General features: G+C 41.3%; 13 protein-coding genes. 8 read left to right on the top strand and 5 right to left on the bottom strand.

Going from position 1 to position 17299, the window contains the following annotated elements:
* The first annotated feature begins 154 nt into the window (after window positions 1–154).
* The 3 genes from seqA to EGC80_RS16820 all read left to right on the top strand — a co-directional run bounded on the left by seqA (window position 155) and on the right by EGC80_RS16820 (window position 3043).
* Window positions 155–781: a replication initiation negative regulator SeqA gene (gene seqA / locus EGC80_RS16830; protein WP_124011495.1), complete on the top strand. Its 627-nt coding sequence runs from the start codon at window positions 155–157 to the stop codon at window positions 779–781.
* A gap of 51 nt (window positions 782–832) precedes the next feature.
* Window positions 833–2494: a phosphoglucomutase (alpha-D-glucose-1,6-bisphosphate-dependent) gene (pgm, locus tag EGC80_RS16825; RefSeq protein WP_124011494.1), complete on the top strand. Its 1662-nt coding sequence runs from the start codon at window positions 833–835 to the stop codon at window positions 2492–2494.
* Between the two features lie 141 nt (window positions 2495–2635).
* Window positions 2636–3043: a hypothetical protein gene (locus tag EGC80_RS16820; RefSeq protein WP_124011493.1), complete on the top strand. Its 408-nt coding sequence runs from the start codon at window positions 2636–2638 to the stop codon at window positions 3041–3043.
* A gap of 116 nt (window positions 3044–3159) precedes the next feature.
* Here EGC80_RS16820 and katG read toward each other — a convergent pair whose 3' ends face one another.
* The 3 genes from katG to dacB form a co-directional block, all read right to left on the bottom strand.
* Window positions 3160–5346 (bottom strand): catalase/peroxidase HPI, encoded by a 2187-nt coding sequence (katG, locus tag EGC80_RS16815; RefSeq protein ID WP_124011492.1) that lies wholly within the window; start codon window positions 5344–5346, stop codon window positions 3160–3162.
* A 1086-nt stretch (window positions 5347–6432) separates the two neighbouring features.
* Window positions 6433–7845 carry a TonB-dependent receptor gene (locus tag EGC80_RS16810; protein WP_124011491.1) on the bottom strand — a complete coding sequence of 471 codons (1413 nt, stop codon included), beginning with the start codon at window positions 7843–7845 and terminating at the stop codon, window positions 6433–6435.
* Between the two features lie 250 nt (window positions 7846–8095).
* Entirely contained in the window at window positions 8096–9781 is a 1686-nt protein-coding gene (gene dacB, locus EGC80_RS16805; protein WP_164839484.1) for a D-alanyl-D-alanine carboxypeptidase/D-alanyl-D-alanine endopeptidase, read from the bottom strand.
* A 604-nt stretch (window positions 9782–10385) separates the two neighbouring features.
* Between dacB and pssA the strand changes: the two genes are divergently transcribed.
* The 5 genes from pssA (at window position 10386) to EGC80_RS16780 (ending at window position 15606) form a co-directional block, all read left to right on the top strand.
* A complete protein-coding gene (pssA, locus tag EGC80_RS16800) occupies window positions 10386–11726 on the top strand; it encodes a CDP-diacylglycerol--serine O-phosphatidyltransferase (RefSeq protein WP_124011489.1) in 1341 nt (446 codons plus the stop codon).
* 71 nt (window positions 11727–11797) lie between these two features.
* A complete protein-coding gene (locus EGC80_RS16795) occupies window positions 11798–12607 on the top strand; it encodes a tRNA-uridine aminocarboxypropyltransferase (protein ID WP_124011488.1) in 810 nt (269 codons plus the stop codon).
* Window positions 12608–12761: 154 nt separating this feature from the next.
* Entirely contained in the window at window positions 12762–13115 is a 354-nt protein-coding gene (locus tag EGC80_RS16790; protein ID WP_124011487.1) for a hypothetical protein, read from the top strand.
* Window positions 13116–13324: 209 nt separating this feature from the next.
* Entirely contained in the window at window positions 13325–15334 is a 2010-nt protein-coding gene (locus EGC80_RS16785; RefSeq protein WP_124011486.1) for a RecQ family ATP-dependent DNA helicase, read from the top strand.
* Complete coding sequence (locus tag EGC80_RS16780; protein ID WP_101031676.1) at window positions 15331–15606, top strand: hypothetical protein; 276 nt, start codon at window positions 15331–15333, stop codon at window positions 15604–15606. The genes EGC80_RS16785 and EGC80_RS16780 overlap by 4 nt, the downstream gene beginning before the upstream one ends.
* Window positions 15607–15664: 58 nt before the next feature.
* Here the strand turns inward: EGC80_RS16780 and EGC80_RS16775 are convergent, their stop codons facing one another.
* Both EGC80_RS16775 and eco read right to left on the bottom strand, forming a co-directional pair.
* Complete coding sequence (locus EGC80_RS16775; RefSeq protein ID WP_124011485.1) at window positions 15665–16411, bottom strand: TrmJ/YjtD family RNA methyltransferase; 747 nt, start codon at window positions 16409–16411, stop codon at window positions 15665–15667.
* Window positions 16412–16471: 60 nt separating this feature from the next.
* Window positions 16472–17035: a serine protease inhibitor ecotin gene (gene eco, locus EGC80_RS16770; protein WP_124011484.1), complete on the bottom strand. Its 564-nt coding sequence runs from the start codon at window positions 17033–17035 to the stop codon at window positions 16472–16474.
* Between the last annotated feature and the right edge of the window lie 264 nt (window positions 17036–17299).

The raw sequence follows: 17299 nt of genomic DNA, 5'->3' as shown, positions 1-17299 counted from the left end.
TGCTACTTTATTAGTAGGTTAAGCTTGGCTTACACTGGAACAATATTTTTTTGATCGCATTAATAATAATTTGATCTGCGATCCCGAATTACTCGGCGCCAGCAAAATAATGGCTACAGTAGTGACAAAGACTGATAGAAAAAGGATGACTCTGATGAAATACATTGAAATTGACGAAGAACTTTATCGTTTTATTGCCAGTAAGACGGAACGCATCGGCGAAAGCGCTTCAGATATTTTGCGTCGTTTATTGAACTTGTCTGTCGAAGATGTCGATATAAGCTTACCCAAGGCCATTAGTCAGCCCAGTTTAGAATCTGAATCGCTGGAAGATCGTCATTCGGTTTTTAATCAAGCTAAGGCAGTCGTGGAAAAGGTCATTGCGGAACAGAATATTACCGGTCAGCACTATCCACTAGATGAAGACATTTCAACGTTAGTCACGATTGATTTTGATGCGATTGTTAACCAACATTTATTAAGCCAGCAAAAAGGTGCGGTAGGGCGTTTTATGCATTTATTAGCCAGTCTTGAAACCACTGCTCGCAGTGATTTTGATAAGGTGCTTAATGTGCAAGGCAAAGGACGTTTGTATTTTGCTCGTTCTAAACAGGCATTATTAAATTCAAGTCAATCTTCTAATCCAAAAGAAATTGCCTCAAGTGGTTTTTGGGTCACCACCAATAACAATACTGCGAAAAAACAAACTATATTAACAGAGGTATTGGAACATTTAGGCTGTGGTAGTGAAAGAGCAAAGAGCATCGCTGAACACATTTAACATTTGATTTTCCGAAGATTCAATTAATCATTTACTCATAGGAGACCACACGTGGCCATTCATCAACGCGCAGGACAGCACGCTTTACAAACGGATTTAGTGAATATTCCTAAATTGATGAGTCATTATTATCGCATTATTCCTAACGTGGAAGACGTGCAGCAGAAAGTGACGTTTGGCACTTCGGGTCATCGTGGTAGTGCGTTTACATCCAGTTTCAATCAAAACCATATTTGGGCCATCACCCAAGCTGTTGTCGATTATCGTCACTCAGCCAATATTACTGGGCCAATGATTGTCGGTTTTGACACTCATGCATTATCTTATGCCGCCTTTATGTCGGTGGTAGAAGTGTTGACTGCTAATCAAGTTAAGATGTTAATTCAAAAAGACGATGGGTTTACGCCTACCCCGGTAGTGTCGCAAGCCATAGTCACCGCTAATGCAGCTAATGCAGCTAATGCAGCTAACCCAGCGACATTAATCGATGGGTTAATTATAACGCCATCACATAATCCTCCTCAGGATGGTGGCATTAAGTACAATCCACCGCACGGCGGTCCCGCTGAAGGTGAAATTACCAAAATCATTGAATCTAAGGCCAACCAATACCTAGCGAATCAACTCTCTGGGGTTAAAAAGGTCAATTACGGTGTTGCGGTAAAATCTGGTTGGATAGATGAAGTTGATTTTATTGCGCCCTATGTTGAATCACTTGCACAAGTGATAGATATGGAAGCGATTAAAAAAGCCAACATTCGTATTGGTGTTGATCCACTGGGTGGCTCTGGTATTTATTATTGGCAGCAAATAGCCGCTCACTATGGCCTTGATATTACCTTAGTCAATGACAAAGTCGACCCCACATTTGGCTTTATGACATTAGATAAAGACGGCAAAATCCGCATGGATTGCTCGTCTCCTTATGCCATGGCAGGCTTGTTAGCGTACAGCGAAGATTATGACTTGTGCGTGGGTAATGATCCTGACTACGACCGTCACGGTATCGTGTGTCCTGGTTCTGGCTTAATGAACCCGAATCATTACTTAGCTGTTGCGATAGATTATTTAATGACCCATCGCCCGCAGTGGTCAGAGTCACTTGCAGTCGGAAAAACCTTAGTGTCTAGCGCGATGATTGACAGGGTTTGTAAGGCGTTAGGACGTCATTGTCTTGAAGTGCCAGTAGGCTTTAAATGGTTTGTTGATGGCTTAGCCAAAAGCACCATAGCATTTGGCGGTGAAGAAAGTGCAGGCGCAGCGTTTTTAAAACGTGATGGCAGCACTTGGTGTACCGACAAAGACGGCTTTATTTTAGCCTTGCTTGCGGCCGAAATATTAGCGGTAACCGGTAAAACACCTGCAGAGCGTTATCAAGAATTAACTGCGCAATTTGGTGAGAGTTTTTATACGCGTATCGATAGCCCCATTAGCCTTAAGAAAAAAGCCAAGTTTGAACAATTAAATAGTGATAGCTTTACTGATACTCAATTAGCGGGTGAGGCGATAACAGCAATTTTGAGTCACGCACCCGGCAACAATGCTGCCATTGGCGGTATTAAAGTCACTACCGAAAATGGCTGGTTTGCCGCACGGCCATCGGGCACTGAAGCCTTGTTTAAAATTTATGCCGAAAGCTTTATTAATCAGCAGCATTTGGATGACATTATTACTCAAGCACAACAAATGATTGATCAAGCCCTAAAAGGCTAAGTTTACTGTTACTTGTTTAATAAAAATAAAAGCACTGATTTTCAGTGCTTTTTTGCTTCTATAAGATGTTATTTTTTTATCAATATGTGTAGTCTGTTTGTCGTCCATAATCAATATTAAGTCATTTCAAGGAAGATATTAATGAATAAATATTTCTCACTACTTTTTTTACCTGTGATTATTTTATCGGGTTGCCAAACTCAACCTGAAACCGTTCAAGTACCTCAAGCCGTGTTTAATACAAATGTGATCACTATTGAACATTCTCAACTAAATCAATATTGGTCATTGGAGCAGATTAAACCTGTAATGTTAAACAAACGTCCTGATTGGTTACCAAGAGGTGCAGGTAAGGGCGAATATTATATTACGATTGACTCAAACGGTAACGAAGTCAGCAAAGAACTTATTAGCTCGCAGCCTGAAGGTTGGATGACGCAAAAATTAGTCAACAAGATGCCAAAACAGCAGTATGAGCCAGCGGCATTGAATGTTAAGCGAGTACCCGTAAAAGTGAAAGTGGATTTTGAAATAAAGCGTATGAATTAATCTTGGGGTCGTTTAAACGTGTGTTGCACTCTTTAACCCAATAAAATACGGGGCAGAATATATTATTCTGCCCCGTCATTATTTTACAAAGTAAACATTATTACAGACATTACTCACTAGACTAGATCAAATCGATCCGCATTCATGACTTTAGTCCATGCTTTAATGAAGTCATGAACAAATTTTTCTTTAGCGTCATCTTGAGCATACACTTCGACATAAGATCTCAGTATAGAGTTAGAACCAAAGACTAAGTCAACGCGAGTGGCAGACCACTTCATCTTGCCTGTTTTACGGTCAATAATGTGATATAGGTTATTGCCAGTAGGTTTCCAGTTGTATGACATGTCGGTCAAGTTGACAAAAAAGTCATTCGATAACACGCCGACATTGTCAGTAAACACACCGTGTTTGCTGTTGTCGTAGTTGGTACCTAAGACTCGCATACCGCCAACCAAAACTGTCATTTCATGGGCGGTTAGTCCCATTAATTGACTACGGTCGAGCATCATTTCTTCAGGCTGAACGATATAGTCTTTCTTTTGCCAGTTACGATAAGCATCGTGCAACGGCTCTAATACCTCAAAAGACTCAATATCGGTTTGCTCTTGGGTGGAATCCCCACGACCAGGCGCAAACGGCACTGTAACCTTGACACCAGCAGCGTGAGCGGCTTTTTCTACTGCAGCAGTACCACCAAGTACGATTAAGTCAGCCATACTGATAGACTTCGCTAGACCGGCTTGAATAGTGGTTAATGCTGCTAATACTTTTTGCAATCTTGCCGGCTCATTTCCTTGCCAACCTTTTTGCGGCGCTAAACGAATACGCGCTCCATTGGCGCCACCACGGAAATCAGAACCACGGAAGGTACGGGCACTGTCCCAAGCGGTTGCCACAAGCTCTGCAACACTCAATCCACTGGATAATATTTTGGCTTTAAGATCGTTAATTTCTTGCTCTGATAAGCTGTAATCAACTTGTGGAACAGGGTCTTGCCAAATTAACTCTTCAGCAGGGACTTCGGTGCCAAGATAGCGGCTTTTAGGGCCTAAATCACGATGAGTTAATTTAAACCAAGCACGGGCAAACACGTCAGAGAAATAAGCAGGGTCTTGATAAAAACGTTGCGAGATTTTGCCATATTCTGGGTCCATTTTCATCGCCATATCGGCGTCTGTCATAATGGGGTTTAAACGAATTGATGGGTCTTCAACGTCAACAGGTTTATGCTCTTCTTTGATATTGATGGGTTCCCATTGCCACGCTCCAGCAGGGCTTTTTTTAAGCTCCCACTCGTAGTTAAGCAATAACTCAAAGTAACCATTGTCCCACTGTGTTGGGTTAGTGGTCCAAGCCCCTTCAATACCACTGGAAACCGTATCCCGGCCCACGCCACGACTTGTTTTATTTAACCAGCCCAGGCCTTGGTCTTCAAGTTCTGCGCCTTCAGGAACGGCTTGTAGATTTTCTGCTTGGCCATTACCATGACATTTACCCACAGTGTGACCACCCGCGGTAAGGGCGACAGTTTCTTCGTCATTCATTGCCATGCGTTCAAAGGTGACACGAATGTCTTGTGCGGTTCTCAGTGGGTCGGGCTTACCATCGACGCCTTCTGGGTTGACATAAATTAATCCCATCATTACAGCGGCTAATGGATTTTCGAGATCTCTTTCACCAGAATAGCGACTATCTGGTGAGTCACTAGTGGCAAGCCATTGTTTTTCTGAGCCCCAGTAGATGTCTTTTTCTGGGTGCCATATATCGGCGCGACCACCCGCAAAACCGAATGTTTTGAGTCCCATAGACTCATAGGCAACAGTACCGGCAAAAATAATTAAATCAGCCCAAGAGAGTTTGTTACCGTATTTCTTTTTGATTGGCCATAATAAGCGACGCGCTTTATCTAGATTGACGTTATCTGGCCAGCTGTTTATGGGCGCAAAACGTTGGTTACCTGTTCCTGCTCCACCGCGACCATCAGCAATACGGTATGTCCCTGCAGAATGCCAAGCCATGCGGATCATCAGTCCGCCATAATGGCCCCAATCAGCTGGCCACCAGTCTTGGCTGTCAGTCATTAATGCGATGAGATCTTTTTTTACGGCAGAAAGATCAAGGCTTTTAAAGGCCGCAGGATAATTGAAGTCAGCTTCCATCGGATCTGATTTTCTGTCGTGTTGATGAAGAATATCGAGATTAAGTGCCTTAGGCCACCATTCCATCACATCGTCTTCGACTGAGGTATTACCGCCATGATTAACAGGGCACTTGCCTTGAGATTGTTGTGCTTTGTCCATGATATTTTCCTTGATCACTTAATAACATAAATTTTATGTATTATTGGATTGCTTAACTAGGCTAACTGACTGTGGTAACTAAAGAAAGCGACTTTTTCCGGTTTGGTTAATCGGTTTTATTGATACATAATAAGGGGGCCTATAAATCGAATAATTAATTAATCATAGAACAATTAACCAATCATGAGGTTAAGTTAATACTTCAGTTGAATTTATGATCTAGGTCACTAAATTTACTTCTGTATTGGTAAAGGTTTGTCATGATGATTACGCCACAGAAGCTTGGATAAAATGGCGATTGTTTTGTCGGCATAGGTTGACCGTAATTTTAGTCTTGAGCTCAGTCGCAACCGAACGCTTGACGTTTGGCGCCAGTTTCAATTTGTTCATCCCCTTCAGCACTAACAGTACAATTAAGATGTTGCGATAACGACCGTACTGATTTTACGAGCGCGAGCTCAACATCTTTATGGTCAAGGTTACTGATATTTTGATGAGTCATTGCAATTAACAAGTGTCACGCATTTATTGATCAAATTAGGGGCTGGTACATTTTTAGCTGAAAAATTGAGGTGGGTAATTGAGGTGGATAATTTGGGTGGATAATTGAGGTCGATAATCCTAAGGAACCAAAATAATCAATACCCTTTGCAACTTGTTACTTTACCCATTCAGTGATCTCGATTATTTGGCAATATTTCTGTTAGTTACCTTTTTATAAGCTGATCTTAAGTTGAAGGCCCCATGCTGATCCCGAATAAAGGCACGGATAAAGCCGCTATCTGTAACAACCGCTATTTCCTGTTGTAAAGAGTACGGATGACTAAAAAACAGGTCAGCTGTTGTGAATGATTACCATTAATTGCCGATGTTAACGGGGGGGGGCGTTTAATAAAGAGCCTGTTAAGTAAAATGGCTAACTTAAGATAAGTTAGCCATTTTAAGCAATAGTCTAGCAAAGCTACTTTTATGCATAATGACATAAAATATAATCAATTATTTAAGAGATTTAGCCGAAAATTGAGTCATCTTACATCGAGTAGAGCAATGACCGTTTAATCATAGCAAAAAGCTATTATGGGCTTATTATCCGCGGTAGCCGAATAATTTTTGTTCCATTATCGCTTTACTCACCGGCTCGGGAACGGCGTCAACCCATTCTCCTTGACCACGACAAATTTGCTGTAAAATTTCCCGAGAAAATATATTAAACAGATCAATATCGCTTGATTCAATACTGGTGATAAAACCATTATCAAGCACATGACGGAATAAATAGCGTAGGTTATTGGGTACGCTGACCGTGGTTAAATCGTTAAGAATGCCTTTTTCATCTCGTTCAGGGTAGACAAACAAGCGAGTGTTATCCGGGAACAATTTACCAAAACCTTCAAGAATACCGCCTTCTAAACCGCGGTAAAATTCTTCATCAAAAATTTGTTTGATGTTAATCATGCCCACCACAATGCCAATTTGTAATTGGGTGTATTGACGGAAATAGGCCCGTAATGAGAAGTAGCGCGTGTAATCGGAAATCATCACGTTGTAGCCTAATAAATTAAGCAATTTAACCCGCTCCATGATGTCCTTTTCGGTCATATTGGCATCTTTGCCGTGTAAGTCATTTAGCGATATTTCGGCGATTAACACCGTGTTCTTATCGGTTACTCCCTCTAATGTGGAAAAGGCTTTATAGCCTTGCTCAATCATATCCACATTGAGTTTGGTGATAGGTTTAAACGATCCGCGAATGGTTAATACATTCTTTTTGTAGAGCATATCGGCTGGGACCGCGACACTGCCATCGGCTTTAAACATTATCGCGCGGGTTTTCCAACTGCGAATGAGATGAATATTCTTGGTTTGATTGTCGACATCTTCAAAGTAGGGACCTTGGAAGTCAATACAGTCAATTTCAATCCGATTGGCTTTTAAGCTGTCGGTTAACGAATCGATAATTTGCTTTGGATCTTCAAAATAGTAATAGCTGGCGTAAATCAAATTTACCCCTAAAATACCCAATGCTTGCTGTTGTGCTTCGGCGCTGTCATCAAACATACGTACATGGACAATAATATTTGACGGTTCAGCACCTGGGTACATTTGAATACGCACCCCACACCATGCATGGCATTCGTTTTTACGATTAAAGCTTTTAGCCGAAACGGTTGTTGCGTAAGCAAAATAACGTGAAGACTTTGAACGAATTGCACCGACGCGATCAACCACTAAATCAAACTCTTGCTCCATCATCGCTAAGACGCGCGCTTTACTGACATAACGACCATCTTCTTGAACTCCATAGATGGCATCAGAGAATTTCATATCGTAGGCCGACATCGTTTTTGCTATCGTGCCCGCAGCTGCGCCAGCCACAAAAAAGTTACGCGCAACTTCTTGTCCGGCACCAATTTCGACTATGGTGCCGTACTTTTTCTCGTCTAAATTTAAACGAAGGGCTTTTTCTTTTGTGCCACGCGAACTGACTTGCTTATCCATAATATCTCCAGCCGATAAAACATTGATATCTTAAGGTTACGGTTAGCAATGTTATAGCAAGTGATAATATGCGCTAGTGCTGAAAGGCCATTTGTAACGATATAATGATGATTTAACGATAATTATTACTTTTGTTACTGACTGTTAGCGTCAGTTTGGTTGGAGTTGACCTTGCTGGTGGCGCTAAAATTACATTATCGCGATTGAGGATGACGCACCTTTCGTTAAGATACGTCCATAGGTAGCAATATTATCTAGGCACATCCATCATGGTTTGCAAGAATATCGCTGAAAACGGCGCTTTTTGCTGTTTTTTAATTTGTGGGCTTAGGCCATTTTCGAATAAAACAAATAAATAATCATGGCCATTACTGACGTTAACTTTGCCCGCTAAGTTAGCAATACCCAACATACTGCCGGTTTTAGCAAACACATGGTTTTTCAACGGTGACTTATTAAAATAGCGTTTGTAGCGTAAGGTGCCACTGACACCTGATTCTGGTAATAAGTTGAGTAAAAAGCGGTATTGTGGTTGTTGATATAGGGTGGTGAGTACACTTAATACATGCTCCGGGGTGAGTAAATTATAGCGTGACAAACCTGAGCCATCGGCGATGTTTGCGTTGGATAAATCGATGCCTATCGAGTAAAGAATGGTTTTCAATGCTTGGCTACTTTGGGCAAAGTCACTTGGCGCCTGATAATAATCCTCACCCAGTTTTTTGAGTAAACTGTCGGCAATTAAATTATCTGATTTGAGTAACATGGTTTCGAGCAATTGAGGCAAGGCTGCAGATTGGTGGCTGGCGATAATGTACCGTTGAGCAATAAATTGCGGATCCGTACTCATTTTTCTCGCCGTAATAGGTTGCTGATGCACAATGCCTAAAGAGGCAAGTTGTTTAGCCACAATCTGCTGAGCATAAAGTTGTGGTTCCGTAATGGCTATCGCTAACGGTAATGATTTAGCCCCAACATAACAGCCACTGAGATGATAACGATTATTATCGAAACGGCTTAACGATAAGTGACACTGTGGGGCAGATCCCGTTAATAGTGTGGGAATAACGCCAGTATCGGTTAATGACTTAACCGCAGGTTTAGCAATCGGCAACGTCGTGGACGGGTTGACAAAATAAGCATCGCTACTGATTTCAATAGGCCTGTTACCCATCATGGTGATGTTGGCTATTTTATTGTAACCCTCTGTGGCTAATCGACCATAGACGCAATTTTTATCAATGATGAAAGGCGATATTGGGGCCGCATAGCAGATCCCTAAATCGTCCCATACCCATCCAGGTGCTTGTAGTTGGCTGTCTTGTTCACTGGTTAATACGATGTTGCCTGTCAGTTCAGTGATGCCCAGCTGACTTAAGGAGGCGAGTAACAGGCGCAAATCTTGGTACTTAAAAGTCGGATCGCCACTGAACTCGACATAAATATCACCAGAATAAATGCCATGGTCAATCCGGCTTTTATCCAGAGGTTGCTCTGCTAGCGTAGTTAATCGTGTTTGGTAGGTAAATTCTTTACCGAGTTGTTTGGTCGCGGCCAATGCGGTTAACAGTTTTTGGACACTGGCAGGCTGCATCAACGATTGATTGTTGTACTCAAATACCGTTTGTTGACTAGTCATGTCCCACACGGTAATGCCTAACTGTGAATGCATTGGTTTTAATAGTTGCAGCATACTATCAAGATATAACGCTGCAGGCTGCTGGGCAACCTTGTCGATTTGGGGTGTCGATATGGGTTGCTGATTGATTGATTGTTGAATGGTTGATTGTTGGTTAGGCAGTTCTGTTGCTTTGACGACACAAGGCTGGCTTGTGACGAGAAATGCACATAATAGCCATAAGGCTTGAGTACCCCTCCCATATTGATGCTCATAAGATGAACGAGGCCGAGTGAGGTAGAAAAGCATTGAATTCATAAAAGCCTTCATCAAGAGTTCACTAACGATAGATGATGTTAGCTGATGAAATCCTTGGCTGATACGCATTTGATGATTTTTGCTTATAAATATGTGCTTTATGTGTTTATCATGGTCTCTTTAGCTGACTAGTTAGCAAGCAATCTTAGTTTAATGGTCTAATTATCGGCAAAAAAGCGTATTAAAACCGCTGTTAAGTGAGAAAAATCTTGCTCATCACCTTGTTAGTCGGTAATTTCTATCGTTTTAATAAACGCCAAACTCAACAATCTATCAAAAATCGATGTCTCAGAGTTGCAATTGCACCATTTTGCATAATATCGTGGCGTCGTTGATGTCGAGTTGATCTGATAGAATGACCTCGATTTATCACCAAACAGTGAGGTTTAATACTGTCAATGCTATCTCGTAGACACGATTGAAATGACGTTAAAAGAAATATCATGAGTTGAGGTTGAAGTTTGATAACTCCCTCTATGTGTCTGTCAAACATGTGCGTAATAAACATGGCGCGTAATGTTTGCTAAACATTCCAACAGCGTACTCACAATTACAATATATCGCTGTAATGTTTTTGAATTAGATCCCATTACTGATTATCGTAGTGGTCACCCATTTTAAGGAGGATGCCTTGCTGGATAAGCTAGGTGGTATTGCCCTAAATGCAGATGCCGTGTCTTGGTTGCTTAACCCAAAAGACTTTAAGCAAGCCATATTAACTAAAATCGCATCGGCAACATCTTTAATTTACATCGCGGCATTATATGTTGAAGATGATGAAGCCGGCCGTGAAGTATTGCATGCGCTATTAGCTGCAAAAGACCAAAACCCACAATTAGAGATTAAAGTGTTAGTGGATTACCATCGTGCACGCCGAGGCCTCATTGGTCAAAAAGGCGACAGTGGTAATAATGTTTTATATCGTCAATTAATGGCTGAAGCGACGCACCCGTTTGATATTGTGGGCGTGCCGGTTAAGTCTCGTGAATTTATGGGTGTGTTACACCTTAAAGGGTTTATTATCGATGACACTGTTATTTACAGTGGCGCGAGCATTAACAATATTTATTTTCAGCAGCAAGAGAAATACCGTTTCGATAGATACCATGTTATCGACAGCCCTGAGCTGGCCCGCAGCATGCGCGATATGATACAAAATGACATCGTCAGCGATCCTGCCGTAAGTATATTAAGTCAAGCTGGTGACAATGATGATAGCCCTGAAAAGAACGATATTAAAAGTTTTAAGTATCGATTATCTCAGGTGCGATATCAGTATACCTCAACCACAGTGGGCAACCGTGTAACGCCATTGGTCGGCTTAGGGCGAAGGAACAACGTATTAAATGACACAATCATTAAGTTGGTTGATTCCTCAACTCAAGAGTTGTTTATTTGTACGCCTTATTTTAATCCTCCGACTATTTTGACCCGTGCATTAGCAAGACATCTGCGTGAGGGTAAAAAAATTGATATTGTCGTGGGTGACAAAACTGCTAACGATTTCTATATTCCGCCGGATCAAGATTTTACTACCATTGGTGCATTGCCATATATGTACGAACAATCACTGCGTAAATTTGCCAAAAACCAGCAGTGGGCGATTGACAATGGACAGCTTAATATTCATTTATGGAAAGATGGGATTAACAGTTTTCATTTGAAAGGCATCAGTGCTGATAATCGTAAGCATCTCATCACAGGTTCAAATCTAAACCCACGAGCTTGGGCATTAGATTTAGAAAACGCTTTATTATTGCATGATGATTCAGGTTGCTGGAAAGAGTCGTTCAACAAAGAGCAGCAATATATCTTGCTCCACACTGAGCGGTTATATCATTATAGCCAAATTGATACCTTGCAGAAATACCCTAAACCAGTGAAAAAAATCATGAATCGAATTCGCCGTTTAAAAGCAGACTTTTTACTGCGCCGTATTCTATAATTACCTGAAAATGTTTATACTCGTTCATCACCATTATTGGTGATGAATTTTTTTCACCTCAGAGTTGTCAAATGTCAGAGCTATCAAGTAAAGCTATTAAAGCGCCTATTCATGCAGTACATCGGTTGTATGAATATCGAAAATCATTGTCGACTAAGCCCTTTGGTGCTCGAGGAAAGAAACTTGTTAGGTGTAATTTATGTCTTTTGGGTGAATTATTTTGCACGTGTAAACATCGACAATATTTGAGTACCAACGTCAGCTTTATGCTGATCATGTATAACGATGAAGTGTTGAAGCCAACCAACAGCGGTAGGTTAATTGCCGACTTAATTCCAGACACGCATGCGTTTTTATGGACTCGAACAGAGACGGATCGTGCGATGTTGGCATTATTAACCAATCCACAATACCAACCGTTTTTAGTCTTCCCACAACAATATGTTGAAAACGATCAAGCCATTGTTGAACACATAACTGCCGCCGAATTGTCAACCGCCCCTGGTCACGCTAAAACGCCTCTGTTGGTGATGCTCGATGGCAGTTGGCGTGAAGCGATAAAAATGTATCGTAAAAGCCCGTATTTACATCAAATGCCAGTATTATCATTTGCACCCGACACCTTAGCGACTTATGCACTCCGCAAAGGGAGTCATGATTTTCAACTCGGTACCGCTGAAGTGGCGGCGTTAGCATTAACCGCTGCTGAAGAACCACAAAATGGTTTAGCATTATCTACTTGGTTTGATTTATTCGTTGAATCTTCGTTGCTGGGGCGTAACCGCCGAGCAAAAGAAACATTAACCCCTATTGCTGTGTTTATTGATGCTTATAAGCAAGCATTAAACGTCAGTCATGAGTGCAGCAAACGGACCGTTTAAGCGGCTAACCACTGCTAAGCAGTTGCATATTGTGTCCAATTAGGAGATGCTAACCGAACGCCTATGGCTTGACCTGCAGGCGCAACGTTAGATCTTATGCGTCGGTGTGGATCTCATCTACCGGTTTTTTATTAAGGACAGTGTCGTACAATCTATGGAAGAGTCGATAAACAGTACTAGAGATATAAATACTAGCAAGTTAGTCATCTTGTGCCGTCTTGAACCAGGTTGTTTAGGACCTGATGGTGTCGATCATATCAACACTTTTTGCCGGGTTGCCGAACGTGCATTAGTGACCTTAAATGCTGATGTGTGTCATTGGCTTCTTGCGCCTCGTTTTGACAAAAGCTTAATTGAAATTCAATACAGTCTTGCAGGTAAGGTGTTGTCTCGCGATAAAGCCATTAAGTTCATTGGCTCTTTCGATCAAGACCTTAATGTAATAGAAGAACGCTTTGAAGATAAACTGACGCAATTGATTAATCAATATATTGCCCGTAAACGTTAGATTTAACCCATAGTACTTAAAATTTAACTCACAGTACTTTAGATTTAGCCCATAGTACTTAAAATTTAACCCATAGTACTTTAGATTTAACTAATGGTACTTTAGATTTAACTAATAGCACTTTAGATTTAGCGGATAGCACTAAAGCTTACGGCTTAATCGTTAATTGTATAATCCTATGTTGTTTGGGGTTAATAACAGGATTAATTATGACTCCCTTAGCGCACTCCGAAACCGCACTCACAGAAGCGACCCCTGCAATTTTCGATCATCAAACGCTACATCAATTGCTACAACAACAATTTGGTTTTACTGAGTTCAGAGAAGGCCAACAAGCGGTTATCGAAACCATTTTAGGCGGTCATTCGGCGTTAGCGATATTTCCTACCGGTTCTGGCAAGTCTTTGTGTTATCAGTTTTGCGCCCAACAGTTACCTCATCTCACCTTAGTGATTTCGCCATTATTGGCATTAATGAAAGATCAGTTAGCTTTTTTAACCAGCAAGGGGATCGCGGCCGCCAGTATTGATTCAAGTTTAACCTATGAGCAAACACAACAAGTCATGCGCGATGTTCGTGAACAGCGCACTCGGATTTTAATGGTATCGGTTGAGCGTTTTAAAAATGAGCGCTTTAGGCAATTCCTTAAGTCAGTACCCATTTCTTTGCTGGTGGTCGATGAAGCGCATTGTATTTCTGAATGGGGGCACAATTTCAGGCCCGACTATTTAAAAATACCGCAATATTGTCAAGAATTTGCTATCCCCCAAAGTTTATTGTTAACCGCAACGGCAACAGAACAAGTCAAATTGGATATGGCCAAGCGTTTTGGTTTATTACCGGAACAGGTGGTCCAAACTGGTTTTTATCGGGCGAACTTAGATTTATCAGTTATTGCGGTAAGTCAGCTGCAAAAACTCAATCAACTCACCCATAGCGTAAAAGAGTATACTGGTAGCGGTATTGTATACGTGACCTTACAGCAAACGGCTGAAGACGTTGCCGCACACTTGATCCGTCAAGGGATCAATGCCGCAGCTTATCATGCGGGGATGGATCAAACTGTCCGCCAGCATATTCAACAGCATTTTATGGATAATCAAATCCAAGTGATAGTGGCGACCATTGCATTTGGTATGGGCATTGATAAATCGGATATTCGATTTGTTATCCATTTTGATTTACCTAAGTCGATTGAAAATTACAGCCAGGAAATTGGCCGAGCAGGGCGCGACGGACAATTATCTCACTGTGTTACGCTAGCTAATTTAGATGGGTTGAATACGGTTGAAAATTTTGTTTATGGTGATACTCCTGAAGCACAGAATATTAGCCAGTTATTAGGTATAATTGCCAGTGAGACTGAAGATGGTCGCTGGGAAGTACAAGAAACGCCATTGTCCTCCGCGTGTAATATTCGCTCATTGCCGTTGAAGACGTTATTTGTACAGTTAGAGCTACTCGGCGTGATCCGTCCAAGCTATGCTTATTTTGCTGAATTTAAATATCGGTTTGTTGAAGACCCGCAAACCATTCTCAGTCGATTTAATGACCAACGCCAGCAGTTTCTTAGTCAGGTGTTTGCCCATACACAGTTTAAAAAGATTTGGGGACAACTGGATTTTGATAGTTTATATCAACAACATGGTTGTGAGCGTCAACGAGTCGTTGCGGCATTAAATTATTTAGCTGAGCAGGATTTGATTATTCTTGAGACAAAAAAAATTACTCAAGTGTATGATGTACAACAGCAGGCGTTATCGACACCGCAACAATTACAACAACTTACTCAGCAACTCAGTGAGTATTTTAGTGATAATGAACATAAAGAAATTGTTCGGATTAGTAAGCTAGTCAATTTTTTTGAACTTGATCGTTGTTTAAGTGCAAATTTAGCTCAGTATTTTGATGACCACTCAGTACCACAAATATGTGGTCATTGCAGCGTTTGTCGTGGGCAAATTGCTGTATTATCAAAACAAGCTTTGGCTCCGATACCAGACTCGGCCACAGTGACAACATTGCTTGAACCGTTAACCATACTGGCTCAGGCAAAATCGCTACCCACTCCAACCATTGCTACGCAGGCTAAATTTCTTGCTGGTATGATAATGCCAATGTTTAGTCGTTTGAAAGTAAAACAATTAGATGGCTTTGGACGTTTTAGTGCTTATCGATATCAAGATATTCTGGATACTGTTAAGAAGGTAAATCCATGAAACCGGTTCCTGAAATATTGTTAAAGCGACACGGTGAGTTAATACAAAGTGAAGGCGTGACGGTAGTATCCCATATTCAACGTCAAGTTGGAGAATGGGTGGTACAAACGTTAATGATTAAAGATTGCGATGTGCCATTTAAATACAAGCGACCTCAACGTTTCAAAAGTTTGTTAGACCATAAAGTGAATCTGATTTACTACCCTGCAAAAGAAGTCGTGGGTGGCTTTGAAATTGAAATAATGCAAGTGGTAAGGGTTCGCCGTTACTAAACCCAATATCGTAAACTCAGCTCACCACGTTTCGGTGTGCTGAGTGTTAATTGATGGATTATTTCAGTTTTTTTGCAATGTCATTCAATAATTGATGAGCCATTTTCATATCACGTTGTCCCAGCATGGCTATGCCGTCGCTGAGCCATTGGACAAGTTTAGTATCTTCCCCTGCATCAATCTGCTCGACTAAAGCCATCGCTTTCGCCTTTAAAGCCTGTAATTGGTCAGTTGCTATATCTGTGGCCGCTAACTGTTGTAGACCAATTTTTTTATCAACCTGGCTGAGTTGATAGGCAAACACCATCACTGCTTGGCCTAAATTTAGCGAGGGATAATCGGCAGCTAATGACACATAGCTGTAGAGATCACATAGGCTTAACTCTTCATTCTTCAGTCCGCTAGACTCTCTGCCAAATACAATAGCACATGGATGGGCGAGGTTTTGCAATGAGTGAGTATGTGGGGGTTCTCGCTGGATACTCCTTGGTCCGAATACATTCTTGCTTTGTAACGTACTGACTAACTCTGTCGGTGATAAATAACACCTTGGGCTTCCTCTTTCACGTGCTGTTGTGGCAATCAGCAGGTCGGTATGTTCACGTAATGTCGCTAGACTGTCTACGGTAATGGTATTGGCGAGAATATCTTGTGCACCATGTGCCACCCAAAGTGCTTCAGGCTGTAAATGTAATGCAGAATTAACTAAAATAAGCTGTTCAAAACCCATGGTCTTGATAGCTCTAGCCGCAGCACCCACATTGGCCGCTCGGGTGGGTTCAACTAACACAAATGAAATAGACATAAATCGACAACTGATGAAAAGTGACCCAAGTATAAACTTAAGCCCTTTGTGCCTCAACGCTTACTGCTCACTAAACACAAACTCGCTGGCAGTTTTCCACACTCTATAACGTAAATCAGTACCTTCAGGTAAATAAAAGACTTTAGGTTGACGGCTGTCATAGCGCAGCGTCAGGGCTTCATTGAGGACAATAAATTCAGCGGTTCTCTCTGCAGTACACATCATTCTGGTAGTCGGGCCTTGCATCACTTTATCGACTTGGTAATAAACATATCCCCAGCCGGCTAATGACAATGTGCTAATCTTACCTATGAGATTGATTTTATTGCAATCGACAAGTTTATTTTGGCCTATTTGCACTTCAAGCATGTAATTTTGTTCATCGGCTAGGGTTGGCAAAGTAAGCACATGTTGTACCATTCCAGCGGAAGGTGAGGGATACATTTTACTGGCAACTTGCGGTTGATAATGACGGGTATCCATAACTGTGCTGTTAATTTTTATGTTGTTAAGATAATTATTGTCAACAGGACTTGTAGCATTCGATCCAAACGACAACACGCTAGTCATGATAGTTACAGTAATGATGAGCTTTTTGGCATAAGCGAGAGCTGGCAGGTTCATATTCTGTCCTCGTAAAGTGTATGTAAGATGTTTCGCATTAAAAGGCATGGTATTTCCGGTGTTCACACTAAAAATAACAAATAATAAAAGTATGTTTACCTTGGTTATTTATAGTAAACGCTGTGTGGGACTAAAAGGGTTAAATGAATACGTTTTATTTACCCATGTCTAATGGTTAACAAAACGATCAATAATTGAGTTTAGTTCATAAGTATGAAATAACATACTGATAACCTTTGACACATTGTATTTATTACTAAGGTA

Origin of the sequence: Shewanella psychromarinicola (assembly GCF_003855155.1) — a bacterium.
In the GTDB taxonomy this organism is placed as follows: Bacteria; Pseudomonadota; Gammaproteobacteria; order Enterobacterales; family Shewanellaceae; genus Shewanella; species Shewanella psychromarinicola.
This window is presented reverse-complemented; position numbering and strand designations above follow the sequence as displayed.